This window comes from Haemophilus parainfluenzae (assembly GCF_036288925.1).
Classification (GTDB): domain Bacteria; phylum Pseudomonadota; class Gammaproteobacteria; order Enterobacterales; family Pasteurellaceae; genus Haemophilus_D.
On sequence record NZ_CP127167.1, the window covers coordinates 2,113,272 to 2,137,770 of the forward strand.

Here is a 24,499-nt window from a genome sequence, read left to right on the forward strand (position 1 = left end):
TAAAAAGAGATCAGATCACTTTTCCTTGATGAATTTCAACCACTCGATCAATATGCCGTTCAATTTCTTGGGGTTGATGCGTCACCAATAACATGGTGAGCTTTTTCTCTTCACATAATTGATCCATTAAATCCTGCATTTCAATACGTAATTTAGGATCAAGGGCTGAAAAAGGTTCATCCAATAATAAAATGGGTTTATCTCGTAGCAAACAGCGCGCTAACGCCACTCGCTGTTTTTGTCCACCCGAAAGTGCGGTCGGTTTTCTCGTTAAAAAATCCTGTAAATTGACCGCACTTGCAGCTTGTTCTACAAGGGCTTTTTCTTCTGCATTTAAGGCTAAATTCGGTTTTAAACCTAAGGCAATATTCTCTTCCACAGAAAGATGAGTAAAGAGATTGTTTTCCTGAAATAACATGGAAACGGGGCGTTCAAAAGGTGCTGTTTTGGTATGATTTTCACCATTTAGCCAAATCTCGCCACTATCCGCATATTCAAAGCCAGCAATTAAATTCAGTAAGGTACTTTTTCCTGCGCCACTTTCACCAATAATGGCGATTTTTTCCTGGGCTTGAATATGTAAATCAAATATCATCGGCATGGATTGATAATTGAAGACCACATTATTTAATTTAATCATGTTGTTCCTTCTGCCCTTCAATAAACATAAATAAACCTAAACATAATCCCAATAAAATCAATGCCGTCACTGCTGCTTCTTGGCTTCGATATTGCCCGATTTGTTGATAAAGCAAATGAGGCAAAGAAGTAAAATCAGGACTACCAAATAAGGCTATCGCTGTAAAATCGCCGAGTGATAAAGTCGTTGCGAGTGCCAAGGCATATTTCAACGGGGCTTTTAGTAGCGGATATTCAATTAAACGAAAACGCTGCCAGCCTGTAATATTCAGCGATAAACAGAGTTTTTCATAATATTGCATCGATTGACTCATTGGTGTATTGAGAATTTTGAGCACAAATGGCAAGGCAGCCAAGGCGTTACAAACAGATACCACTACAAACAAATGCCCTGCTGAAAAATCAATATCTTGTAACCAAAGGAATAAGCCGACTGCTAAGACAATCGTCGGAATGGCTAAAATCATCATCCCCCCCGTTAAAATTAAGTGGGCTAATTTGGGATGAGATAACCATTGCAGTTGACGGGAAAGTAACAATAAGAAGAACCCAAATAATACCGATAAAATCCCTGCAGTCGGTGCCATGGTTAATGAATAAGCAAGCGCTTTCCATAATTGTGGGTTTTGCCAATAGCCAAATAATTGGGTTGCAGATAAACCTTGAAAAATAATATTGAATAAGGGACTTAAAATAAATAAGCACACCGAGAATAAGACAAAAACATGTCCAAATTTGACCGCACTTGAAGAAGGCAAAACCCATCGATAACGTTGTGAAATCTGCGTTTCAGGTGCTTTCGCCCAATATTGTGAAAGTGAAAATAACGCAAAACAAAACGCAAATTGCACTAACGCAAAAAGTGCCGCTTTAGGTAAATCAAATTCAAAGAAAATAGCTTGGTAAATGGCGACTTCTAATGTGCTGTTTTGTGGCCCACCACCAAGTGCCAATACAATCGTAAAGCTAGTGAAACACAGCATAAAAATCAGTACAAAGGCAGACACGATTTGGCTTTTCAAATAAGGCCATTCAATTAAACGGAAAAATGTGAAACCTTTGATATTTAATTGTGCCGCGAGTTGATGCTGTTCGGTTGGTACACTTTGCAAAGCCTGCAAACTCATTCGTGCCGCTAAAGGAATATTAAAAAATAAATGGGCAATGAGAATGCCACTTAAACCATAAATGGAGGGTTTCCATGAAATACCTAAGGTTTGCAGCAGTTGTGTTAGCCAACCGGCTGTGCCATAAATACTAATCAAACCGAAAATAGCCAGTAATGCCGGCAAAACAAAGGTGAGGGAAAAAATACGTAAAATGAGCGATTTGCCTTTGAAATCTAAATAGAAAAAAGCGCGTGCAAATAAAGTACCAATTATGCTAGAAAGCAAGGCAGACAAGAATGCCTGCCCGACACTAAAGGCGATAACTTGATGCAAATAATCGTCTTTTAAGAAGTCAGATAAGGCATAATCACTTCCAACTGAAAAAACCGCAGAAAGTGAAAATCCATAGAGTAAAACAATGAAAAAAATGACCGCACTTCCGCCCAAATAATGGCGAGGACGAAAATGCGGATGTTGGAATAAGTGCATCAATACTACTTAGATAACGCTTTTTGCCATTGATTGATCCAGCCTTTCAGCTGCTCACTTGTTACCGTAGTAGTATCTAAAATACGCATTGATTTTGCGCGAGAATTAAGCGCATCAATATGACTTTCGATATTGGTCTCTACCACGGGTAACATGACATTATTTTTAGCAATATCCGCTTGAGCTTGCGGTGAAAGTAAGAATCCTAGAAACTCATCAGCACAGGCATTATTACGGTTAGCGACTTTTGCCGCGACTTCAACTTGTAAGACGCTCCCCTCTGCAAATTCCGTTGCCACATAATTATCTTTTTGTTCAGACAGAATATGGTAAATCGGTGAAGTATTGACGCTTAAAACTACATCACCTTCCCCTTTTAAGAAGGCCCCATAAGACTCAGTCCAACCTTTGGTGACCGTTACCGTATGTTTAGAAAGGGTTTTCCAAGCATTTGCTATATCTGCTGCTGGATAAACTGCATTTATCCAAAGTAATAAGCCCCGTCCAATACTGCTTGTACGCGGATCTTGATATAACACTTTAAGATCTTGACGCTCAACTAATTCTTTTAAGCTTTTTGGTGGATTGACCAATTTATTTTTGTCATAAATAAACGCATATTGCGCATAATCAAATGGTAAAAAAGTTTTATTTTTCCATTTAATCGGTAAGCGTAACTGGCTTAAATCTACTTTATTTGGCTCAAAAATATTGAGTTTTTGTGCGTCCTCAATTTGATAACTATCTAAACCGAGCACGACATCCGCCTTAATTTTTTTACCTTCTAGACGAACACGGTTAAACAAAGTGCCATTATTATCAAAAGCCACATAATTCAGCTTACATTGCGGGAATTGTTGTTCAAAAGCTGCTTTAACTTTTGGTCCAGCACTCCAATCAGCACTAAATGAATCATAAGTATAAACATCTAATGTTTGAGGTGCAGCAGCTTGTGCGAAAGCGGAAGCGGTAAAAAGTGCGGTTAAAATGGGAAGTGTTTTGTTCATTATGCGTTCTCCTTATTTTTGCATAACGAAACAGCATAATGAGATAATTAGTTTCCTACGCCAGCATTATCTGTTTCAGGTTCACGGGTGTTTCTCAGCCATTAATATTGGCACCCCGACTAAGTTCGACGTAGTCTAACGTAAGGGAATTTTATCAACAAGTTATTTAACTTAAAAATGTTAATCTGATCACATTTTTATAACAGGTTTATCATTTTTTGAGCAAAAGAAAACCTACTAAAAAGCAGGTTTATCTTGTAATCTATCGTCAATTAAGCTTGATGTTTAGCCGCGACTTCGCTTAATAAAGTTTGAAGTTCGCCCGTTTGGTACATTTCTAAAATAATATCACAACCACCAATTAACTCACCTTCTACCCATAATTGTGGGAAAGTTGGCCAGTTTGCATAAGCCGGTAATTCAGCACGAATATCGGGGTGTTGAAGAATATCAACATAGCCGAAAGGTACTTTGCAATTCATTAATACTTCAGATGCACGCGCAGAGAAACCACAAGAAGGCAATTTGGGAGAACCTTTCATGTAAATTAAAATTGGGTTTTCAGCGATTTGTTTTTTGATTTTGTCTAATGTTTCCATAATGTTCCTTGTTCAAATAAGTCTGAATAAGACGCTATTCTAGCATAAGATAGAACCTGAGTGAAAGACTTGGTCTTACCAACTTCCACCCGCTCCGCCGCCGCCAAAGCCACCGCCACCAAAGCCACCACCGGAAGAACCACCGCCACCGAAGCCTCCACCAAATCCGCCTCCGAAACCAGAACCGCCACCACGACGACGAGAAATCGTACTTTGACGAATGATTTTATTCAGTTGATCACGTTGATTCGGGCTAATATAGACTTCATCTTTGTGATATTGGAATTCACCAAATAATACAATAGCAATAAACGCCAATACCATTAAGAATGGGATGTACTTATCAAACGCATCATCTTCAACTTGTGATGCATCAAACTCGCCTTTACTTGCCGCAATAATTTGGTTTAAGCCATCATTAATACCTTGGGCATATTGCCCTTGTTTAAATTGTGGCAAAATGGCCGAACGGATGACTTGCGATAAAAAAGCATCCGGCAATACACCTTCTAAACCTTGCCCTGTTGCGATAAAAACTTTGCGATCATCCTTCGCAATCAGCATCAACACGCCATTGTTCAGATTTTTACGTCCTATACCCCATTTATCACCTAAAGCAAAGGTATAATCAGCAATTTCATATTCACCAGTTGTAGGAACCAAAACAACCGCGATTTGTGAACTCGTTTCTTTACTATAAGCAATTAGTTTATTTTCTAAAATTTGCTTATGTTCTGCAGAAAGCGTGTTGGTGTAATCGTTAATGTAATGAAAAGGATTTGGTGCAGGCGGAAATTCTGCCGCAACAACCATTTGAGCAAAAAAAATAAGACTAAAAATAACCGCACTTTTCATAAAAGATAAAAGCTTAGCCATTAATAATTACCTCATTAGATAATTCATTCACATCATCAGGCTGAATAGGAAAATGGCGAGATAAAATATCACAGATACGATCAATCGCATCGACAATGCCCTGTGTATAAGCTTTTTGTTTAAACTGCTCAATCATTAAATCGCATTGTAACTGCCAATAAGCCACATCAACAAATTGATGAATGCCTTTATCACCTACGATTGCACAGAGATGATTTTTATATCCCACATAAATCAACACGGCATTTTGTGCCGCTGTTTTATGCATTTCCAGTTCATCAAATACTTCTAAAGCACGTTCCATCGCAGACAGTTGTGTTGAAACCTTGGGTACTTTGCGTTCAATATAAACACGTAACTCAGCCGAACTTAAGCTTTCGAGGCGACTAATCGCCGCCTCGATTTGCTTTTTATCTACCGGAATTCTGGAAAAGAATGGCATAGATAAACCTTAGTTAAAGTTTACAGTTGGTGCATTTTCTGAGCCAGCAGCTGATTTAAAATAAGGTTTTGCTTTAAAACCAAAAATCATTGCCGCTAATTTTGTTGGGAATTGACGTACTTTTTCATTATAAATACGCGCGGCTTCATTGAATTTATTACGAGCGACATTGATACGATTTTCTGTCCCTTCAAGTTGAGATTGTAAATTCATAAAGCCTTCATGAGCTTTTAATTGGGGGTATTGTTCTACCGAAACAAGTAAACGAGATAATGCTGAACCCACTTGATTTTGGTTTTGTTGGAATTCGTTTAATTGTTCTTCCGTTAAATTAGACGGGTCAATTTTAGTTTGTGTCGCTTTCGCACGAGCTTCGATTACATTAGTTAATGTTTGTTGTTCAAAGTTAGCTTGACCTTTCACTGTATTCACTAAGTTTGGAATTAAATCTGCACGACGTTGATAAGATGATTCAACATTTGCCCAAACAGAATCGATTTCAGTTTCTGCTTTAACTAAGCCATTGTAGCTAGACATTAAGCCTAAACCTACAGCAACCGCGATAATAATCAAGATAATCCACTTTTTCATTCAAAAATTCCTTCAATTTATAGGTTTAATTTATATAAGAAAAGACCTAAACCGAAGTTTAGGTCTTCTAATGTTAATCCGTTAATGGATAACTAAATAAAATTATTTAGTACCGTTAACTGCGATTTCAACACGACGGTCTGGTGCTAAACAAGCGATAAGTGCTTTACGACCTTTAACCGCATCACAAGTTGCACCTGTAACTGGGTTAACTTTACCATAACCAGTTGCTGAGATGTCTTGTGCTGGAAGACCACGAGCTACTAAGTAGTTAGCAACAGAGTCTGCACGTTTTTGAGAAAGTTTCAAGTTAAATTGTTCAGAACCGATACGGTCAGTATAACCTGCAACAGCTACTTTAGCACTTTTAACTTGTGCGATTTCACCGTAGATACCTTCTAATACAGCTTGTGCTTGAGGTTTTAAGTTAGCTTTACCGAATGCGAAAGTCACATCATTGTTTAAGCTGAAAGTTTTGCTTACCACTTCAGGTGCAACAACTGGAGCAGCACCTTGACCGAAACGGTAAGATACGCCAGCGTTGATAGAACCGATCCATGGGTTGTAATCAAGTGCTTGACCTTCAACACCATTGTAATTACGTAATTTACCTACGCGAGCTAACCATTGGTATTCTAAACGTAATGCTAACTCAGGTAATGAAGGTAATGCATATTCAACACCCGCAGCAAATAACGGAGAAACACGTAAGCTGTGCTCTTTGAAAGATTTACCACCTTCAGCTGCATATTCTTTATAGTCAGAACGAACTAATGCTGCAGCTGCACGACCATACACATCTAAACCGTCTAAAGCTGATACTAAACCACCAACATTATAGCTACCTTTTAAACCTAAGTGAGCACCATGGTTAGTGTGTTTGAATGAGGTTTCACCTGCATCACGGAATTTAACACGACCGAAATCGTCGTAACCAACTTCTGCTGCTAAACCGAAGTTATCACGATTTAAAATTTGGTAACCACCGAATACACCGTAAGTTAAAGTGTTACGAAGATAACCTTCACCAAAGTTTAAGCTGCTTGGGTTAGTAGCTTCAGTGTTTGATTTGATACCATCGTGGAAAGATGCTTGACCTGCTTTAGCACCTACATAGAAAGTATTTTCTTGAGGAGCTGCTTGAGCTACTGAGGCTGCTGCTAAACCAGCAACGACTAATGCGATTGCAGTTTTTTTCATTTTGATGTCCTCTATTTAGTCATCGTTATTAATAATAAAAGTTTCCTTGTTTATTGTGAACTTTACGAAAAAGAAACACTCTAAACATTTGCTTAACTAGGGTTTTGAATTTGCCCTAACTTATCCTTTTGACAAATTCAATTCCTTTGCCATAGCCAAAGGAACGTTCAAAAGTAAGTCTATTATCCTATAAAAACATTAAAGATCAAACTTTTTTTGCCTTTCTGGTTATTTTATGAACAGATAGTTAATAAAATGAACATCTATTCACAAAAAAACAGGATGATTCGTAACCCATCTCTAATTTTAACAAAAAACAGCTATTAAAATCGACTTTTTTTTGAGCTTCATATATCATCAAATTCACTTTCTTCTTTATATTATATAGGTGAGTGATTTTATGTTGCCCCGTCTTTCTAATGTACCTCAACTTAATCATGTAGTAAGCGATTATCTTAGCGAACTCCAAAAACAGCATTTTGAAGGTGATATTGCCTCAAATTATGCTGACCGTTTAAGTCTTGCTACGGATAACAGCGTCTATCAACAGCTTCCACAGGCTATTTTGTTCCCTAAATCTGTTGCTGATGTAGTACGCATCACCAAATTAGCCAATAAAGAGAAATACCTTCACTTAACCTTTACACCTCGCGGCGGTGGCACGGGCACAAATGGGCAATCTATTAATAACAATATTATTGTGGATCTCTCTCGCCACATGACAGGCATTTTAGAGCTTAATATAGAAGAACGTTGGGTTCGTGTGCAAGCAGGTGTTGTAAAAGACCAACTCAATCAATTTTTAAAACCTCACGGCTTATTCTTTGCGCCAGAGCTCTCTACCAGTAATCGAGCAACTCTCGGTGGCATGATTAATACCGATGCATCTGGTCAAGGCTCATTACAATACGGTAAAACTTCTGATCACGTTTTAGCATTACGTTCTGTTTTGATGAATGGTGAAATATTAGATACAAGTGCGGTCAAATCTGACGATGTTTTAGAAAATTACCCGCTTGCAGAAAATGGAAAAACGCTACATCAAACAATTTTCCAACGTTGTAAAGAGAAGCGCGCCTCAATCATTCAAGATTTACCACAACTCAATCGCTTTCTTACCGGTTACGATCTTAAGAATGTCTTTAATAAAGATGAAAGTGAATTTAACCTCAGCCGAATTCTAACAGGATCAGAAGGTTCACTTGCGTTTATCTGCGAAGCTAAACTCAATTTATTGCCGATTCCTAAATATCGTACCTTAATTAATGTGAAGTACAGCTCATTTGATGCCGCACTTCGCAATGCCCCTTTTATGGTGAAAGCCAATGCCCTTTCAGTTGAAACTGTCGATTCCAAAGTGCTGAACCTTGCTAAGCAAGATATTATTTGGCATTCAGTGAAAGAACTTTTAACAGAAGAAGAACAAAATCCAATTCTGGGTTTAAACATTGTAGAATATGCGGGCAACAATCAAGCTAAAATCGACAGCCAAGTGACCGCACTTTGTCAGCAATTAGATGAAAAAATTGCACAAGGCAAAGATCATATTATCGGCTATCAACTTTGTTCTGACTTACCTTCTATTGAACGTATTTACGCTATGCGTAAAAAAGCGGTGGGGCTATTGGGGAATGCGAAAGGCGCTGCCAAACCCATTCCTTTTGTGGAAGATACCTGTGTGCCACCAGAACATCTTGCGGATTACATTGCGGAATTTAGAGCTTTATTAGATAGTCATAATCTGCAATATGGGATGTTTGGTCATGTGGATGCCGGTGTATTACACGTTCGCCCCGCTTTAGACTTATGCGATAAAGAACAAGTCAAACTCTTTAAACTAATTTCAGATGAAGTGGCAGAACTCACCGTGAAATACGGCGGTTTGCTATGGGGGGAACACGGTAAAGGTGTACGTTCTCATTATGGCGAGAAATTCTTTACACCTGAACTTTGGCAAGAATTGCGTTATGTGAAATTCTTATTTGACCCAAACAATCGTCTCAATCCAGGTAAAATCTGTACGCCACTTAATAACGATACAGAACTCTATTCCATTCTCTCGCCAATGCGTGCGGACAATGATCGCCAAATCCCAATTCAGATGCGAGACGAATTCAAAGGCGCGATGAACTGTAACGGCAACGGGCTTTGCTTTAACTTTGATGAGCACAGCATTATGTGCCCTTCCATGAAAGTGAGTAAAAATCGCGTATTCTCGCCAAAAGGACGAGCCGCGATGGTGCGTGAATGGTTGCGATTAATGGCCAATGAAAACGTCTCTCCTGATCAATTAGATTTTCATAAAACACAAGTCAAATTGACCGCACTTGTGGAACGTTTCCGCAATAGCGTGCAGAAATGGCGTGGAGAATATGACTTCTCACATGAAGTAAAAGCGGCAATGGATACTTGTCTGGCTTGTAAAGCCTGTGCAAGCCAATGCCCGATTAAAATTGATGTACCCAGTTTTCGTGCGAAATTTTTCCATTTCTACCACCGTCGTTATTTACGCCCAGCTAAAGATCATCTTGTGGCAAATTTAGAAGTTGCAGCACCTTATATGGCGAAAAAACCGGCATTATTCAATTATTTCACCAAACTGAAAATTACTCAAAGCTTGGTTGAAAAAACACTGGGTATGACCGATTTGCCTCTCCTTTCAGAGCCAAACCTTCAACAGCAATTAGTTGAAATTGGCTACCAAGGCAAAAAATTAGAAGAATTGGAAGGTCTCAGTGCTGTCGAAAAAACCAATATGCTCTTTATCGTACAAGACCCCTATACCTCTTATTACGATGCCAAAGTGGTACGGGATTTCGTGGCTCTCACGCAAAAATTAGGATTCGATCCAATCCTTCTACCTTTTAAACCCAATGGCAAAGCCATGCACATTAAAGGTTTTTTAGCTCGCTTTAGTAAAACCGCTAAAACACAAGCGGAGTTTTTAAATCGCGTCGCCAAATTAAATGTGCCTTTGGTCGGCGTAGATCCAGCTATTGTGCTTTCTTATCGTGATGAATATAAAGAGGCTTTAGGTGATTCTCGCGGTGATTTCCATGTACTCACAGCACATGAATGGCTGACCAATCAATTAGAAAGTAACGCATTACAAAGTGCGGTGAAAAATATCGCAAAATCTGACCACACTTTTGAGTGGCATTTATTCCCTCATTGTACTGAATCCACCTTTATGCCAAACAGTCCCAAAGAATGGCAGCATATTTTTGCGCAATTTGGACAAACCTTGAAGGTAGAAAAAGTCGGCTGCTGTGGTATGGCGGGCATATTTGGTCATGAGGTTCAAAATCAAACCATGTCGAAAGATATTTACGACGTATCATGGGGCAAAAAATTACAAGGTAAAGATCCGAATCATTGTCTCGCGACCGGCTATTCCTGCCGTAGCCAAGTAAAGCGATATGAAAAAGCCATCTTGAAACATCCTGTGCAAGCATTGCTTGAAGTATTGAATAACTAGAATAGATTTTCTACTTACCACAATATTTAAGAAAATAAAAAGCGGCCAGATTTTAAATCTAGCCGCTTTTTTTATTTAAAGACTACAACGCTTCAATCGCTTTATACTGCTCTTGGATTTTTTCTAATCCAGATTGGTATTCCGCTTGTTTTTCGCGTTCTTTGCCGATAACCGCTTCCGGGGCTTTGGCGACGAAGGCTTCGTTGCTGAGTTTGTTTTCGATACGTTTAACTTCGTTTTGATATTTTTCAATCTCTTTAGCTAAACGGGCAAGCTCTGCTTCTTTATTGATAAAGCCAGCCATTGGTACAAGTAATTCAGCATTGCCAACGAGTTTCGCTACCGCAAGTGGTGCGGTTTCGTTTGCGGCTAATACTTGAACGTTATTTAATTTCGCCATGGCTTTTAAAAGAGCGGTCTGTTTTTCAAGAATTTTTGCGTTTTCTACGCTTAAATTACGGAATAACAGATCTAAGCCTTTACTTGGTGCGATGTTGCTTTCTGCACGAATATTACGTACCGCAACGATCACTTCTTTTAACCACTCAATTTCAGCTTCCGCCTCTGGATCAAAGCCGTTTTCTTCCACTTGTGGGAAAGGTTGTAACATAATGCTGTCAGCAGTAATATCGACGAATCCTTTCACTTTTTGCCAAATTTCTTCGGTAATAAATGGAATCAGCGGATGTGCTAAACGTAATAATTTTTCTAACACGTGAACCAAGGTTTGGCTTGCCGCACGGATTTGTGCTGCATTGCCATTTGCAAATACTGGTTTAGTCAATTCTAAATACCAGTCGCAGAATTGGTTCCAGGTAAATTCATAAATTGCATTGGCACAAAGGTCGAAGCGGTATTGGCTTAATGAGTTACGGAAAGTTTCGACTGTGCGATTGAATTCTGATTGAATCCAACGATCCGCTAATGAGAATTCGATCTCGCCTTCGCTTAAATCTAATTTTTCATTCGTTAAGACGAAACGGCTTGCATTCCATAATTTGTTACAGAAGTTGCGGTAGCCTTCTAAACGTTTCATATCCCAGTTGATGTCACGACCATTTGAAGCCAATGCCGCTAATGTGAAACGCAATGCATCTGTACCGTGAGCCGCAATACCTTCAGCAAATTCTTTGCGCGTTGCTTTAGCAATTTTCTCTGCTAATTGCGGCTGCATCATGTTGCCAGTACGTTTTTCAAGTAAATCGTCAAGGCTGATACCGTCAATCATATCGATTGGATCAAGTACGTTACCTTTCGATTTCGACATTTTTTGGCCTTGTTCATCACGAATCAAGCCTGTTACGTACACCGTTTTGAATGGCACTTGTGGTTTGCCATTTTCATCTTTCACGAAGTGCATCGTAAACATAATCATACGCGCAACCCAGAAGAAGATGATGTCGAAGCCTGTGATTAACACATCGGTCGGGTGGAACATTTTGAGCTCTTTAGTTTGCTCTGGCCAACCTAAGGTAGAGAACGTCCATAAGCCTGATGAGAACCACGTGTCTAATACGTCTTCATCTTGTTTAAGTTCAACCGTAGAATCTAAGTTATATTTTGACCGCACTTCTTCTTCGTTACGCGCAACATAAACATTGCCTTCCGCGTCATACCACGCAGGAATACGGTGTCCCCACCAAAGTTGGCGAGAGATACACCAATCTTGAATATCACGCATCCAAGAGAAGTAAAGGTTTTCATATTGTTTCGGCACGAATTGGATTTCGCCATCTTCCACCGCTTTAATCGCCACATCGGCAAGCGGTTTCACGCTCACATACCATTGGTCGGTTAGCATCGGCTCGATTGGCACACCACCACGGTCACCATAAGGCACTTTAAGATCGTGTGGTTTAATTTCGTCTAATAAACCCAGCGCTTCAAAATCTGCCACAATTTTCTTACGTGCAGCGAAACGCTCTAAGCCACGGTAATCCGCAGGAATCGTCGCTTCATAGCCAGCAAGTGGTTTGCCGTCTGTGCCAATAATTTCCGCTTCATCACGAATATCTGCGTTTAAGGTTAACACATTAACCATCGGCAAGCTGTGACGTTTACCCACTTCGTAGTCGTTGAAGTCATGCGCAGGGGTGATTTTTACCACGCCTGTACCGAATTCACGATCGACGTATTCATCGGCAATAATCGGAATTTCACGGTTAGCCAGTGGCAGAACGACCGTTTTACCGATTAAAGATTGATAACGTTCATCTTCAGGATGCACCGCTACCGCAGTATCGCCCAACATGGTTTCCGGACGCGTGGTTGCCACCACTAAATAATCTTTACCGTCTGCTGTTTTTGCACCATTGGCTAACGGATAACGGAAATGCCAAAGCGAACCTTTGCTCTCTTTGTTTTCCACTTCTAAATCAGAAATCGCGGTGTGAAGTTTTGGATCCCAGTTTACTAAACGTTTGCCTCGGTAAATCAAACCTTCTTCATGCAAACGAACAAATACTTCTTTTACCGCATTGGATAAACCATCGTCCATGGTGAAGCGTTCACGTTCCCAGTCAATTGAGTTCCCTAAACGACGCATTTGTTGGCTGATTGTGCCACCTGAATAGGCTTTCCAATCCCAAATTTTGTTGATGAACGCTTCACGGCCATAATCGTGGCGGGTTTTGCCTTCTTCTGCGGCAATTTTACGCTCCACCACCATTTGAGTTGCAATACCCGCGTGATCTGTTCCCGCTTGCCATAAGGTGTTATGCCCTTCCATACGGTTAAAACGGATTAAGGTATCCATTAAGGTTTGTTGGAAAGCATGCCCCATGTGTAGAGAACCCGTTACGTTCGGAGGCGGAATCGCAATGCAATAGCTCGGCGCGTTTTCATTTTCAGACGGTTTAAAATAACCGCTCTCTTCCCAATGTTGATAAAGGGCTTGTTCTACCGCAGACGGATTAAAACGGTCTGCCATTTCGAATTTTTGTGTCATTGTTATTCTCTTTTTGTAGGGTGGGCTTTAGCCCACCGTTTAAATTGAAATGGTGGGCTAAAGCCCACCCTACATTACTACATTACTAATTATTGTAAGGACTTATAAAAATCATTTATTTGTTTATCTATATCTAAATTATATTGGTTGCAAGAATCTATTTTTTCTTGCTCAGATATACTTGAAGGATAAACCCATGCACTACATTTTTTCTTTTGACTTTCCAATTCTTTTATTCTAGTCAGGATAGAACTATTTTTTGAAGGTGCATTTTTGATCAGTTTAGTCTTTTCATTCTTTAATCTTTCATAATCACTTTCTAGTAAGTTATATTTCTTATTAATTTCATCTAGGACTATTTTTTTATTTTCTATGGCACTTTTAAGAATTTGATTCTCACTATTTAATTTATTGATAACACTTTCTTTCTCTATTTCCATCTGAGAAAAATGCTCAATTCTATTCTTTAAGGTCTCATTATTTGTAGAGTTTATATATTGCATAAGAAAAAACATTCCTGTACTGACTGTCATAGCTGTCGCGACTACAGAACCTAAAAGCCATTTAATAGGATTATGACTAATGTTATTCTCAAAACTCATTAATAATCCCCTTGTTTATTTTAAATCTAATAACATAAAACAGTTCTTCAATCGGATAAATCCTCCGAATCACCTGTTTCAATTCCGCCAAACTCATATTCTCCTGCTTCGCATGCTGTTCCGTCAGTTCATCAAGAGTAATCGGCGATACACTTAACACTTCAATCGTGCAGAAATATTGATTATCTTCAAAGCGCCCCACACGTAAAATATCACCTGCTTTAAAATGGCTTTCGGATTTATCTCGAATCGTGATGGTTTTACGCCCAGCGAGAATATCGGCTTCAAAGCGTTGATAAAAGGTAATATCGTTCATAAAGTGCGGTCAATTTTTAAGTGTTTTTTGTAACCATCCCTCTCTTTGGCAAAGAGGGGTGTTTTTTATATCGTTATACCTGCTCCGTGCTCAACGTCCAGCCTAACTGTCTCAGTTGTTTATAACGTTCACGCGCTTGAGCTTTTTGCGTTTCTTCTACCGGTACAAAATCAATTAATTGTGTAAAGCTGTGACTAAAATCCGGCACTTCCATTTGCAAATTGATCAGCAAGTCACGACGTTGGGCATTGCGTTTGCCTTTCCAACTAATCTCAATTGGCGGTGCATATTGTGTTGCTTCGCCTGAAAGATTATGAGGAACAAACTCATTCGGATCCCGTTGCCATAATGCTTCATCAATTAAAAATGCTTGCTCTTCTGTTTCGCACGCGATTAAAACTCGCTTGCCTAAACGCCACGCTTGAGCGGCAAGATCACAGGCAAGTTGCTCAACGGTTATCTTCTTTTCTGGATTTAAGAGATAAAATTGTGCGTTTTTTGCCATGATTGTGACTTCCCCATTTATCGTTTTGTAAACTGGCGGATTTTATCAAAAAAGCACTAAAAAATAAATCATCAACAAAGTGATTAACGTAAATAGAAAAAACACGGAAATTTTTTACCGCACTTTTATGATCTACATCACAAAAGTAACTTTTAACCTTTATGTTACATTCCATTCATAACTCGTAGGTGTTAGAATTTCGAAGATTTATTTTTATTTTCGATGATAGGAGTATCACATGGCATTTCGTATTGAAAAAGACACTATGGGCGAAGTTCAAGTTCCTGCAGATAAATACTGGGCAGCACAAACCGAACGTTCCCGTAACAACTTCAAAATTGGTCCGGCTGCCTCTATGCCGCACGAAATTATTGAAGCGTTTGGTTATTTGAAAAAAGCCGCTGCTTTCGCAAACTGTGATTTAGGTGTATTACCTGCAGAGAAACGTGATTTAATCGCAACCGCCTGTGATGAAATCCTGGCAGGGAAATTAGACGACCAATTCCCATTAGTCATTTGGCAAACTGGTTCAGGTACACAATCAAACATGAACGTGAACGAAGTGGTAGCAAACCGTGCTCACGTTTTACATGGCGGTAAATTAGGTGAAAAATCATTCATCCATCCAAATGATGATGTGAACAAATCCCAATCTTCAAACGATACCTTCCCAACTGCAATGCACATTGCCGCATATAAAAAAGTGGTTGAACACACCATTCCTTGTGTGGAACGTCTACAAAAAACGTTCGCACAAAAATCAGCAGAATTTAAAGATGTGGTAAAAATTGGCCGTACTCACTTAATGGATGCCACCCCATTGACATTAGGTCAAGAGTTCTCTGCATACGCCGCACAATTAGATTTCGGTTTACGCGCACTAAGAAACACCCTTCCACACTTAAGCCAATTAGCGCTTGGTGGTACTGCTGTGGGTACCGGTTTGAACACACCAAAAGGCTATGATGTGAAAGTAGCGGATTACATTGCAAAATTCACTGGCTTACCATTTGTAACTGCAGAAAATAAATTTGAAGCGTTAGCCGCACACGATGCGATTGTGGAAACTCACGGTGCAATTAGACAATTAGCGATGAGCTTATTCAAAATTGCAAACGACATTCGTTTATTAGCATCAGGCCCGCGTTCTGGTATCGGTGAAATCTTAATTCCTGAAAATGAACCAGGTTCTTCAATCATGCCAGGTAAAGTGAACCCAACTCAATGTGAAGCATTAACCATGGTGTGTGCACAAGTATTCGGTAATGATACCACTATCGCGTTCGTTGGCTCACAAGGTCACTTCCAATTAAACGTATTTAACCCTGTAATGGTGGCGAATTTCTTACAATCTGCACAATTATTGGGTGATGCTTGCGTATCATTTGACGAACACTGTGCAACCGGTATTCAACCAAACTACCCACGCATTAAACAGCAATTGGAAAATTCATTGATGTTAGTGACTGCACTTAATACACACATCGGTTACGAAAATGCAGCAAAAATTGCAAAAACTGCACACAAAAATGGTACAACCTTACGTGAAGAAGCGATTAACTTAGGCTTAGTTTCAGCCGAAGATTTCGACAAATGGGTTCGTCCAGAAGATATGGTGGGTAGCTTAAAGTAAACTCCCCCAATAATTTGATGTCAAAGGCAGGTATTCCTGCCTTTTTATTTGTGTTTTTTTAGAGGGCTTTTTTGTTATAATCACGGCAATATTTTTGATATGAAAAAAACTATGAAACTGAAATTTATTATTGCTGCCATTTCAGCCTTATTTTCCACCGCACTTTTTGCCCAATGGCAACCTGTCGGCAATGCTGAATACACATGGGGGCCATTCCATGTTTATACTGTCGGCTTATATTCTGAAACGGGTTCCTATGAAAAAAATGAACGTCCGTTAATGTTTTCGATTAAATATGAAAAACCAGTAGAAGGAAAAAACTTCGCCATTGCTTTAACCAAAGAAATGGAATCACAAAATTTAAGTAAAGATGACACCACGGCATGGCTCAAAAAAATGCAGGAAATCTTCCCTGATTTTTCACCAAACGACATCTTAAATTTTGTTGCCTTAGCCGATAAAGGCTATTTTGTATTAAATGACACGGTGTTAGATCACGAATTCGATCAAAAGTTTACACAAGCATTTATTGATGTGTGGCTTTCAGATAAAAGTAGTTTTATCAAATTACAACCGCAATTATTAGGTAAAGAAAAACCGGCTCACGATAGCAAAGAATTTCAACATCAACCTGCAAGCGAGCCTTTTGATGAAGAAAATACGATGCCGGAATTACCACCAAATTACGATTTTAAACAAGACGCAAAAGGATAAACAACAAGGGCGAACATGATATGGTTCGCCCTTTTCCTTTATTGTTTCACTTGCTGTTCTAAAAACAAGATCATCTGCAATGCAATATCAATGCCACTGGTCTTCTCAATCATTTCTAATCCTGGACTAGCATTTACTTCCAGCACCAATACCCCTTCTTTTGAGCGAATCAAATCAACACCGGCTACCGCAAGTCCTAAGGCTTTAGTTGCACGGATGGCGATGGATTTTTCCTCTTCTGTGAGTTTAACTTTTTCTGCAGTGCCTCCACGATGAAAATTTGCACGAAACTCGCCATCTTGTCCAATACGCTGCATTGTGGCGACGACTTTATCACCGATCACAAAGCAGCGAATATCTGTTCCTTTTGCCTCTTCTATAAAATCTTGTAACAAGACAGGCACATTCGCATCTTTTAACGTTTCTAAAATACTGACCGCACTTTGTGGACGTTCCGCCAAGATCACCCCAATACCTTGTGAGCCTTTTAAGGTTTTAATAATCATTGGCGCGGTTGTTTGCTTAATGGCTTGTTTCGGCTCAACTTCACAACCTGATAAGACTGAATTTGGTACTGCAATACTTTGCTCTAATAACATCTGCAAACTGCGCCATTTATCGCGAGCGGCTAAAAATGCTTGTTCTTCATTAAGGCAATAGACGCCTTTTCCTTGGAAATGTCGCAATACCGCACAGCCCATTTGAGTGCTTGTCGTCCCAAAACGTGGTAACACAGCATCATAATCAGGCAATAAATAAAGTTCACTTTCTGCATTTTGTTGATAATACAACGAAAAGTGCGGTTGATTCTTGTCGAGTTTTAAAATGCAACGATTAGGATCCAAAATATCCATTTGATGCCCACAACTTTCTGCTGCTTCTTTTAAACGCTGGCAGCTATAAAGGCGAGGCTCACGGCAAAGCATCAATAATTTCATTCAGTTATATCCTTAGGAAAAGAGGAGTTGATATATTACACCAATCACAATAATCCTGAAAAATGATTTCTGCTTTTGTGGAAATAGAGTAAAATCGTTAGGAATTTTGTTTAAATAAAAGGAAAATTTTATGTTCGTAGTTATTTTTGGTCGTCCAGGCTGCCCTTATTGTGTACGTGCAAAAAACCTTGCTGAAAAATTAAAAGGTGAAGTGGCGGATTTCGATTATCGCTATGTAGATATTATCGCTGAAGGCATTTCTAAAGCAGATTTATCAAAATCTGTCGGTAAAGAAGTGGAAACTGTGCCACAAATCTTTATCGATGAAAAACCAATCGGCGGTTGCACTGATTTCGAAGCATTAATGAAAGAACAATTTAACGTTGTGGCTTAATTTATTCTATTCATATTAAAGTACGGCTTGTGTAAAAAAAACATCAAAAGACGTTTTTCTACACAAGCCGTACTTTTTCTTTTTATCTTATTTTTGATCTGCATCACAAAACCCATTTAATATCACTCTTTATAATTAGCCATTGAATAAAAAACCCTTTAGAATGCACCTTATTTTACTTATTTTTTATTACTAAAGGGAAATCATTATGAAGATAACCAAAGCCGCTGTCGCTGGAACACTTGAGTCTAGCGATGCTTTAATTCGTATTGAACCTGCTCACACGTTATCTATTGAAATCAATAGCTCTGTCGGAAAGCAATTCAGTGAAGCCATTGAACAAACGGTCAAAAATACACTCGCTCAACTCAACGTCACAGAAGCGCTAATTATCATAGAAGACAAAGGCGCATTAGACTGCGTATTACAGGCGCGCGTAAAAGCCGCCGCATTACGTGCAAGCGATGAAACCGTTAACTGGGAGGCCGTGCTATGAAATTAAGAAGAAGTATGCTGTTTGTACCAGGCTCAAACGCTGCGATGTTGAGCAATAGTTTTATTTATAAACCAGATTCCATCATGTTTGACTTAGAAGACGCAGTCGCCCTCAAAGAAAAAGATTCTGCCCGCTTATTAGTCGCACACGCACTTCAACACCCGCTTTATCAAGAAATCGAAACTGTGGTGCGGGTTAATCCGTTGGATTCCGAATTCGGTTTATTGGATTTAAATGCCGTAGTGCGCGCCGGTGTTGATGTGGTGCGGATGCCGAAAACCGAAACTGCACAAGATGTGGTTGATATGGATAACGCAATTACCGACATTGAGAAAGCCTGCGGTCGCGAAGTAGGTTCGACCAAAATGTTAGCGGCCATCGAATCGCCATTAGGTATCACTCAAGCAAACCAAATCGCCACCGCCTCCAAGCGTTTAATCGGTATCGCTCTTGGTGCGGAAGACTATGTGCGCAATCTTAAAACCGAACGTTCGCCGGAAGGCATCGAATTGCTCTTTGCCCGCTGTTCGATTTTACAAGCAGCGCGCGCCGCCGGTATTCAAGCCTTTGATACCGTGTATTCCAATGCCAACAATGAAGAAGGTTTCTTAAAAGAAGCGGCATTAATTAAACAGTTAGGCTTTGATGGCAAATCCTTAATCAACCCGCGTCAAATCGAACTCCTGCACAACTTGTTTGCACCGACACAAAAAAATGTGGAGCAGGCCAAACGTATTATTGAAGCAGCTGAAGAAGCGGAAAAACAAGGTTCCGGCGTCGTTTCCTTAAACGGAAAAATGATTGATGCGCCGATTATTGATCGTGCAAAACTCGTGTTAGAACGTGCGAAATCAGGCATTCGTGAAGAGTAAGGGAGAAAAAAGATGACAACAAGAGAACAACGCATTGCCAAATTCAATGCCAATCGTCCGGTGTATCAAGCAGTTCCAAAAGCCGAATCCCTTGCCCGTACGGCGAAAGACCGCAAACTTTGTGCCTCTTTGGAAGAAGCAATTAAACGCTCCGGCTTAAAAGACGGCATGACCGTATCTTTCCACCACGCCTTCCGCGCTGGTGATTTCATCGTTAATATGGTGATGGATAAAATTGCCGAAATGGGCTTTAAGAATCTGACCCTCGCCTCTTCATCCTTAATCGACAGCCACCACCCGATTATCAACCATATCAAAAACAGCGTCGTAACCAAAATCTATTCTTCCGGTTTACGCGGTGAGCTCGCCGAACAAATTTCCCGTGGTTTATTGGACGAGCCGGTAAACATTCACTCCCACGGCGGCCGCGTACATTTGGTCAAATCTGGCGAACTGAAAATCGACGTCGCCTTTTTAGGTGTGCCTTGCTGTGACAAATTCGGTAACGCTAATGGCTTTAGCGGCAAAAGCAAGTGTGGCTCTTTAGGTTATGCCCGCGTAGATGCCGAATACGCCGACAAAGTCGTATTGCTTACCGAGGAATTCGCCGATTATCCGCACCACCCGATCAGTATCGGCCAAGATCAAGTGGATCTCATTGTGCAAGTGGATGCTGTCGGTGATCCGAAAAAAATCGGTGGCGGCGCTACCCGTATGACCTCCAACCCACGCGAATTATTAATTGCCCGCAAATGTGCCGAAGTAATTTTCGCCAGCGGTTATTTTAAAGACGGCTTTTCCTTACAAACTGGTACCGGCGGTGCTTCCTTGGCGGTAACCCGATTCTTGGAAGAAAAAATGGTACGTGACGGCATTAAAGCTGACTTTGCTCTCGGTGGTATCACTGCCAGCATGGTAGATTTACACGAAAAAGGCTTAATCAAAAAACTCATCGATGTGCAAAGTTTTGATGCGGTTGCCGCCGAATCCCTTGCACGTAACCCAAATCACATTGAAGTATCCGCTAACCAATATGCCAACTACAGCTCCAAAGGCGCCTCCGTTGAGCGTTTAGACGTAGTGATTCTTTCCGCCTTGGAGATCGACACAAAATTTAACGTGAACGTATTAACTGGCTCCGACGGCGTAATTCGCGGTGCATCCGGCGGTCACTGCGATACGGCGTCTTCCGCACAAGTGGCCATTATCGTGGCGCCATTAGTTCGTGGTCGTATTCCAACGGTAGTGGAAAACGTGATTACCTGCGTAACGCCGGGTGAAAACATCGACATCTTAGTGACCGACCACGGTGTTGCCGTTAATCCGAAACGTCCAGATTTAATCAATGCCTTATCTGATGCCGGCATCCCGTTATTTACCATCGAACAACTTTGCGAACGCGCTTACAGTTTAACCGGCAAACCAAAAGAAATTGAGTTTACCGATAAACCGGTCGCCGTTGTTCGTTATCGTGACGGAACGGTAATTGATACGGTGTATCAAGTCAAAGAATAATGCTACAAAAAATCGCCTCCTTAACCCTCCTTAATAAAGAGGCGATTTATAGCATCCACAAAAGTGCGGTCATTTTTAAACACGTTTTTAGCGCAATATGACAATTTCCCTAAATCATTTTTCCACCGATGGAACAGAGATTTCTCTAGAACAGCTTTTAACGGCGCGTGAGGAACGAGCAAGTTTACAGCAACAGCTGTTAACCCAATATGGGCAAACCTTGCTTTGCGTCACCCTAACAGCGGTGGGCGGGGTGAAGAAAAATGCCCTGTTGGATTATGTCTTTACAAAAACATTGGAAAATCTGACCGCACTTTTTATGCAGTTGAACATCACGCCCACAAAGGAAATTATTCGTCCGTTAGCAACGGGGCATGAGGCGTTTTTTGTGTTGCCGATTGATGGTCGTGCGCTGAAAGCGGCAACGATCGAATTGGAGGAAAGCATACCCCTTGCCCGTTTATGGGATTTGGATGTGTTCGATGCGAAAGGTAATCTGCTGAGCCGTGCAGATTTTGATATTCAGCCAAGAGCCTGCCTAGTGTGTGGCAATGAAGCGAAAATCTGTGCCAGAACTCGTAAACACGCCGTTGATGAAATTGTGGCAGAAATGCAATCCCGCGCCCAACGCCATTATATCGCGGAATATATCGGTGGGCAGGCTTATTCAGCATTGGTGCAAGAAGCACGCTTGTCGCCGAAACCGGGGTTGGTGGATACCATCAACAACGGTTCGCACAAAGACATGAACCTGCATACCTTTGAGCAAAGTGCGGTAAGTTTACGCCCTTTTTTTACGCAATTCGTACTCAAAGGCATGACCACCGCCCATTTGCCTGAAAAACAAATCTTAGCAGAGATTCGTCCAATTGGTCTATCAGCAGAAAAGGCAATGTTTGAAGCAACAAATGGCATTAACACCCATAAGGGAGCCATTTTTTCCTTCGGCTTGGTGTGTACTGCAATGGGGCGTTTATTAGCTCAACAAAATGTAATTCAAAGTTCAGTAAAGTTTGATATAAACTCAATCTGCTCACTTGTTGCTCAATTTGCTCAGGGTTTAACAGATGAACTCAAACATTATCCCGAGCATTTTCCAGTCACAGCCGGCGTACGCTTATTCAGAAAATACGGTTTAACCGGCGCTCGTGGTGAAGCGGAAAGTGGTTTTAATCTTATTCGAACGTTGTTACCTCAATTTGATGAGTTTCATCAATTGGATGAAGAACATCGTTTACTGATTCTGTTGTTGCATTTAATGGCGACCAATCCTGACACTAACGTGGTTCACCGTGGCGGTTTGGATGGGTTAAATTTTATACAACACACAGCTCGAGATCTGCTTGCAGATCATAAAATTGTATTAGATAAAAATATACTGATACAAGCATTAATGAAATTTGACATCGCCTGTATTGAACTAAATTTAAGTTCAGGTGGTAGTGCTGATTTACTAGCACTGGCAATTTTCTTTTTATCATTTAGAGGTAATTAATATGGCATTATCAAAAAATGCAAAATTGGCGATCTTAGCGGTTATCCCTTTGATCACCTTCTTATTGCCTGCTCCAGAGGGGCTTTCTCTGATTGCTTGGCGTTTACTCGGAGTTTACATTGCTACTATTGTCGGGCTTGTAATAAAGCCTTACGGAGAACCAGTAATTTTACTCGCAGCAATTGCTGTTTCAGGTATCATTATAGGTAATACTGAAGGCGCAAAAGAATTAGTCAAAGTAGGGAATATGTTGGATGGTTATAAATCAGGCACAACATGGCTTATCTTTACGGCTTTTACCTTAAGCTCAGCATTTGTAATTACTGGATTAGGCAAACGAATTGCCTATCACATGATTGGCGCCATGGGTAGCACGACCCTACGACTTGGTTATGTAACCATGTTCTTGGATTTACTGCTTTCACCTGCAACGCCATCTAATACAGCGCGTTCAGGCGGTATCATATTTCCAATCATTAACAGTGTGGCGGTAGCACTTGGTTCAGATCCTGAAAAAAGCCCGAAGAAGGCTGGTCGTTATTTGATGATGAACGTATATATGGTGGTAAAAACCACGTCCTACATTTTCTTAACCGCAATGGCGCCTAATGCTCTCGCACTTTCATTAATGGCTCCAATTTTGGGGTTTGAAACTACCTGGATTAAATGGTTCTTAGCCGCCTCTGTGCCTGGTTTAATTTGCTTATTCTTAATCCCATTAATTTGTTACTGGGTCTCTCCACCTGAATTAAAAGAAGTCGATAATAAAGCTATTGCAAAAAAAGGTTTAGAAGAATTAGGGCCAATGTCTTTCCGTGAAAAAGCACTTAGCGTGTTGTTTGTCATTGCCTTATTCGGTTGGATCTTCTCTGATACGCTTCATGTGAATGCGACTATCGTAGCCATTATCGTAATGGTTCTTTGCATTATGTTAAGTATTGTAACGTGGGATGATATTCTAAAAAGTAAAGGGGCATGGAACACCTTAGTCTGGTATGGTGGTATCATTGGTATGTCGGGTTTACTGGAAAAAGCCGGATTCTTTAAATGGTTGGCTAACACATTAAGTACCACTCTTCAATTTGAAGGACATGGCATGATGGCTCTCATCGTGATTCTGACTTTAAGCGTTGCAGTACGTTATTTATTTGCTTCAGGCGGTGCATACGTAGCAGCAATGGTACCTGTATTTGCAACTGTTGGGCATGTTGCGGGAGCACCTGCTGAGTTACTTGCACTAGGCTTAGTTTTTGCCAACGCTTACGGTGGTTCTGTAACACACTATGGCGGTGGTCCTGGACCAATTGCATTTGGAGCGGGCTATAATGACATTAAATCTTGGTGGATCGCTGGCGCAATCATTGCATTTGGTAGCTTAATTATCCACTTAACTATCGGTATGGCATGGTGGAAATTATTAATTAGCTTAGGTTGGTTATAATATAAATTCAAAAGTGCGGCTAGATCCTTATTTCAACCGCACTTTCCTGCTCGGTTAAACTGCAATCATAAGTACAGCTCATTGTACGATCGTAACTCACAGCAAACCAATGAGTATCATTCCATAGCGTGGAAATAATCTTCTATGTCTACGCAAAAATTCTCCATCACATGCAAGTATTCACAGAAAATTTCGACATTA

At 40.3% G+C, this 24,499-nt stretch carries 22 protein-coding genes and 1 riboswitch; of the genes, 9 read left to right on the plus strand and 13 right to left on the minus strand.

What is annotated here, in order from left to right:
• Positions 1-10: 10 nt before the first annotated feature.
• The 8 genes from thiQ to ompA all read right to left on the minus strand — a co-directional run bounded on the left by thiQ (position 11) and on the right by ompA (position 6,952).
• The gene (thiQ, locus tag QQS40_RS10625; protein ID WP_308602946.1) at positions 11-640 is read right to left on the minus strand and encodes a thiamine ABC transporter ATP-binding protein; all 630 of its coding nucleotides are present in this window, start codon (positions 638-640) and stop codon (positions 11-13) included.
• Positions 633-2,237, minus strand: coding sequence for a thiamine/thiamine pyrophosphate ABC transporter permease ThiP (thiP, locus tag QQS40_RS10630; RefSeq protein WP_329505236.1), 1,605 nt, complete (start codon positions 2,235-2,237; stop codon positions 633-635). Before thiP ends, thiQ begins: the two co-directional genes overlap by 8 nt.
• Before the next feature lie 5 nt (positions 2,238-2,242).
• Complete coding sequence (gene thiB / locus QQS40_RS10635; RefSeq protein ID WP_329505238.1) at positions 2,243-3,244, minus strand: thiamine ABC transporter substrate binding subunit; 1,002 nt, start codon at positions 3,242-3,244, stop codon at positions 2,243-2,245.
• Between the two features lie 35 nt (positions 3,245-3,279).
• Positions 3,280-3,372, minus strand: a riboswitch (TPP riboswitch).
• Between the two features lie 144 nt (positions 3,373-3,516).
• Positions 3,517-3,843 carry a Grx4 family monothiol glutaredoxin gene (gene grxD / locus QQS40_RS10640; RefSeq protein ID WP_049355391.1) on the minus strand — a complete coding sequence of 109 codons (327 nt, stop codon included), beginning with the start codon at positions 3,841-3,843 and terminating at the stop codon, positions 3,517-3,519.
• 75 nt (positions 3,844-3,918) lie between these two features.
• Positions 3,919-4,719 (minus strand): TPM domain-containing protein, encoded by an 801-nt coding sequence (locus QQS40_RS10645; protein ID WP_329505240.1) that lies wholly within the window; start codon positions 4,717-4,719, stop codon positions 3,919-3,921.
• On the minus strand, positions 4,712-5,161 hold the full coding sequence (locus QQS40_RS10650) for a TPM domain-containing protein (protein WP_049355393.1): 450 nt from the start codon (positions 5,159-5,161) through the stop codon (positions 4,712-4,714). Before QQS40_RS10650 ends, QQS40_RS10645 begins: the two co-directional genes overlap by 8 nt.
• Positions 5,162-5,170: 9 nt before the next feature.
• Positions 5,171-5,752, minus strand: a complete 582-nt coding sequence (locus QQS40_RS10655) for a LemA family protein (RefSeq protein WP_049355394.1) — start codon at positions 5,750-5,752, stop codon at positions 5,171-5,173.
• Between the two features lie 102 nt (positions 5,753-5,854).
• Entirely contained in the window at positions 5,855-6,952 is a 1,098-nt protein-coding gene (gene ompA, locus QQS40_RS10660) for a porin OmpA (RefSeq protein ID WP_329505243.1), read from the minus strand.
• Positions 6,953-7,352: 400 nt separating this feature from the next.
• On the opposite strand from ompA, the gene ydiJ reads away from it, so the two are divergent.
• Complete coding sequence (gene ydiJ, locus QQS40_RS10665; RefSeq protein WP_329505245.1) at positions 7,353-10,430, plus strand: D-2-hydroxyglutarate dehydrogenase YdiJ; 3,078 nt, start codon at positions 7,353-7,355, stop codon at positions 10,428-10,430.
• An 82-nt stretch (positions 10,431-10,512) separates the two neighbouring features.
• On the opposite strand, the gene valS is transcribed toward ydiJ, so the two are convergent.
• The 4 genes from valS to QQS40_RS10685 form a co-directional block, all read right to left on the minus strand.
• A complete protein-coding gene (valS, locus tag QQS40_RS10670) occupies positions 10,513-13,377 on the minus strand; it encodes a valine--tRNA ligase (RefSeq protein ID WP_297569310.1) in 2,865 nt (954 codons plus the stop codon).
• An 89-nt stretch (positions 13,378-13,466) separates the two neighbouring features.
• Positions 13,467-13,979 (minus strand): hypothetical protein, encoded by a 513-nt coding sequence (locus QQS40_RS10675; RefSeq protein WP_289902465.1) that lies wholly within the window; start codon positions 13,977-13,979, stop codon positions 13,467-13,469.
• A complete protein-coding gene (yqfB, locus tag QQS40_RS10680) occupies positions 13,969-14,295 on the minus strand; it encodes a N(4)-acetylcytidine aminohydrolase (protein ID WP_289902466.1) in 327 nt (108 codons plus the stop codon). Before yqfB ends, QQS40_RS10675 begins: the two co-directional genes overlap by 11 nt.
• A gap of 73 nt (positions 14,296-14,368) precedes the next feature.
• Positions 14,369-14,800, minus strand: coding sequence for a DNA polymerase III subunit chi (locus QQS40_RS10685; RefSeq protein ID WP_049364362.1), 432 nt, complete (start codon positions 14,798-14,800; stop codon positions 14,369-14,371).
• A 238-nt stretch (positions 14,801-15,038) separates the two neighbouring features.
• On the opposite strand from QQS40_RS10685, the gene fumC reads away from it, so the two are divergent.
• Entirely contained in the window at positions 15,039-16,433 is a 1,395-nt protein-coding gene (gene fumC, locus QQS40_RS10690; protein ID WP_289902467.1) for a class II fumarate hydratase, read from the plus strand.
• Between the two features lie 111 nt (positions 16,434-16,544).
• Positions 16,545-17,147 (plus strand): chalcone isomerase family protein, encoded by a 603-nt coding sequence (locus tag QQS40_RS10695; protein WP_054418949.1) that lies wholly within the window; start codon positions 16,545-16,547, stop codon positions 17,145-17,147.
• Positions 17,148-17,185: 38 nt separating this feature from the next.
• Here the strand turns inward: QQS40_RS10695 and QQS40_RS10700 are convergent, their stop codons facing one another.
• Entirely contained in the window at positions 17,186-18,085 is a 900-nt protein-coding gene (locus tag QQS40_RS10700; protein WP_289902468.1) for a RimK family alpha-L-glutamate ligase, read from the minus strand.
• A 130-nt stretch (positions 18,086-18,215) separates the two neighbouring features.
• Between QQS40_RS10700 and QQS40_RS10705 the strand changes: the two genes are divergently transcribed.
• The 6 genes from QQS40_RS10705 (at position 18,216) to QQS40_RS10730 (ending at position 24,298) form a co-directional block, all read left to right on the plus strand.
• Complete coding sequence (locus tag QQS40_RS10705; RefSeq protein ID WP_005695639.1) at positions 18,216-18,479, plus strand: GrxA family glutaredoxin; 264 nt, start codon at positions 18,216-18,218, stop codon at positions 18,477-18,479.
• A 208-nt stretch (positions 18,480-18,687) separates the two neighbouring features.
• Complete coding sequence (citD, locus tag QQS40_RS10710; RefSeq protein ID WP_128787066.1) at positions 18,688-18,975, plus strand: citrate lyase acyl carrier protein; 288 nt, start codon at positions 18,688-18,690, stop codon at positions 18,973-18,975.
• On the plus strand, positions 18,972-19,847 hold the full coding sequence (gene citE / locus QQS40_RS10715) for a citrate (pro-3S)-lyase subunit beta (RefSeq protein ID WP_329505253.1): 876 nt from the start codon (positions 18,972-18,974) through the stop codon (positions 19,845-19,847). Before citD ends, citE begins: the two co-directional genes overlap by 4 nt.
• A 12-nt stretch (positions 19,848-19,859) precedes the next feature.
• A complete protein-coding gene (gene citF, locus QQS40_RS10720; protein WP_329505255.1) occupies positions 19,860-21,362 on the plus strand; it encodes a citrate lyase subunit alpha in 1,503 nt (500 codons plus the stop codon).
• Positions 21,363-21,459: 97 nt separating this feature from the next.
• Entirely contained in the window at positions 21,460-22,857 is a 1,398-nt protein-coding gene (citG, locus tag QQS40_RS10725) for a triphosphoribosyl-dephospho-CoA synthase CitG (protein WP_289902471.1), read from the plus strand.
• Between the two features lies 1 nt (position 22,858).
• Positions 22,859-24,298 carry an anion permease gene (locus QQS40_RS10730; protein WP_289902472.1) on the plus strand — a complete coding sequence of 480 codons (1,440 nt, stop codon included), beginning with the start codon at positions 22,859-22,861 and terminating at the stop codon, positions 24,296-24,298.
• Positions 24,299-24,499: the final 201 nt, after the last annotated feature.

Excerpts from the sequence above, each read along its gene's own strand:
- thiQ (WP_308602946.1), bottom strand. The coding sequence starts at position 640 with ATGATTAAATTAAATAATGTGGTCTTCAATTATCAATCCATGCCGATG.
- thiP (WP_329505236.1), bottom strand. The coding sequence starts at position 2,237 with ATGCACTTATTCCAACATCCGCATTTTCGTCCTCGCCATTATTTGGGC.
- thiB (WP_329505238.1), bottom strand. The coding sequence starts at position 3,244 with ATGAACAAAACACTTCCCATTTTAACCGCACTTTTTACCGCTTCCGCT.
- grxD (WP_049355391.1), bottom strand. The coding sequence starts at position 3,843 with ATGGAAACATTAGACAAAATCAAAAAACAAATCGCTGAAAACCCAATT.
- QQS40_RS10645 (WP_329505240.1), bottom strand. The coding sequence starts at position 4,719 with ATGGCTAAGCTTTTATCTTTTATGAAAAGTGCGGTTATTTTTAGTCTT.
- QQS40_RS10650 (WP_049355393.1), bottom strand. The coding sequence starts at position 5,161 with ATGCCATTCTTTTCCAGAATTCCGGTAGATAAAAAGCAAATCGAGGCG.
- QQS40_RS10655 (WP_049355394.1), bottom strand. The coding sequence starts at position 5,752 with ATGAAAAAGTGGATTATCTTGATTATTATCGCGGTTGCTGTAGGTTTA.
- ompA (WP_329505243.1), bottom strand. The coding sequence starts at position 6,952 with ATGAAAAAAACTGCAATCGCATTAGTCGTTGCTGGTTTAGCAGCAGCC.
- ydiJ (WP_329505245.1), top strand. The coding sequence starts at position 7,353 with ATGTTGCCCCGTCTTTCTAATGTACCTCAACTTAATCATGTAGTAAGC.
- valS (WP_297569310.1), bottom strand. The coding sequence starts at position 13,377 with ATGACACAAAAATTCGAAATGGCAGACCGTTTTAATCCGTCTGCGGTA.
- QQS40_RS10675 (WP_289902465.1), bottom strand. The coding sequence starts at position 13,979 with ATGAGTTTTGAGAATAACATTAGTCATAATCCTATTAAATGGCTTTTA.
- yqfB (WP_289902466.1), bottom strand. The coding sequence starts at position 14,295 with ATGAACGATATTACCTTTTATCAACGCTTTGAAGCCGATATTCTCGCT.
- QQS40_RS10685 (WP_049364362.1), bottom strand. The coding sequence starts at position 14,800 with ATGGCAAAAAACGCACAATTTTATCTCTTAAATCCAGAAAAGAAGATA.
- fumC (WP_289902467.1), top strand. The coding sequence starts at position 15,039 with ATGGCATTTCGTATTGAAAAAGACACTATGGGCGAAGTTCAAGTTCCT.
- QQS40_RS10695 (WP_054418949.1), top strand. The coding sequence starts at position 16,545 with ATGAAACTGAAATTTATTATTGCTGCCATTTCAGCCTTATTTTCCACC.
- QQS40_RS10700 (WP_289902468.1), bottom strand. The coding sequence starts at position 18,085 with ATGAAATTATTGATGCTTTGCCGTGAGCCTCGCCTTTATAGCTGCCAG.
- QQS40_RS10705 (WP_005695639.1), top strand. The coding sequence starts at position 18,216 with ATGTTCGTAGTTATTTTTGGTCGTCCAGGCTGCCCTTATTGTGTACGT.
- citD (WP_128787066.1), top strand. The coding sequence starts at position 18,688 with ATGAAGATAACCAAAGCCGCTGTCGCTGGAACACTTGAGTCTAGCGAT.
- citE (WP_329505253.1), top strand. The coding sequence starts at position 18,972 with ATGAAATTAAGAAGAAGTATGCTGTTTGTACCAGGCTCAAACGCTGCG.
- citF (WP_329505255.1), top strand. The coding sequence starts at position 19,860 with ATGACAACAAGAGAACAACGCATTGCCAAATTCAATGCCAATCGTCCG.
- citG (WP_289902471.1), top strand. The coding sequence starts at position 21,460 with ATGACAATTTCCCTAAATCATTTTTCCACCGATGGAACAGAGATTTCT.
- QQS40_RS10730 (WP_289902472.1), top strand. The coding sequence starts at position 22,859 with ATGGCATTATCAAAAAATGCAAAATTGGCGATCTTAGCGGTTATCCCT.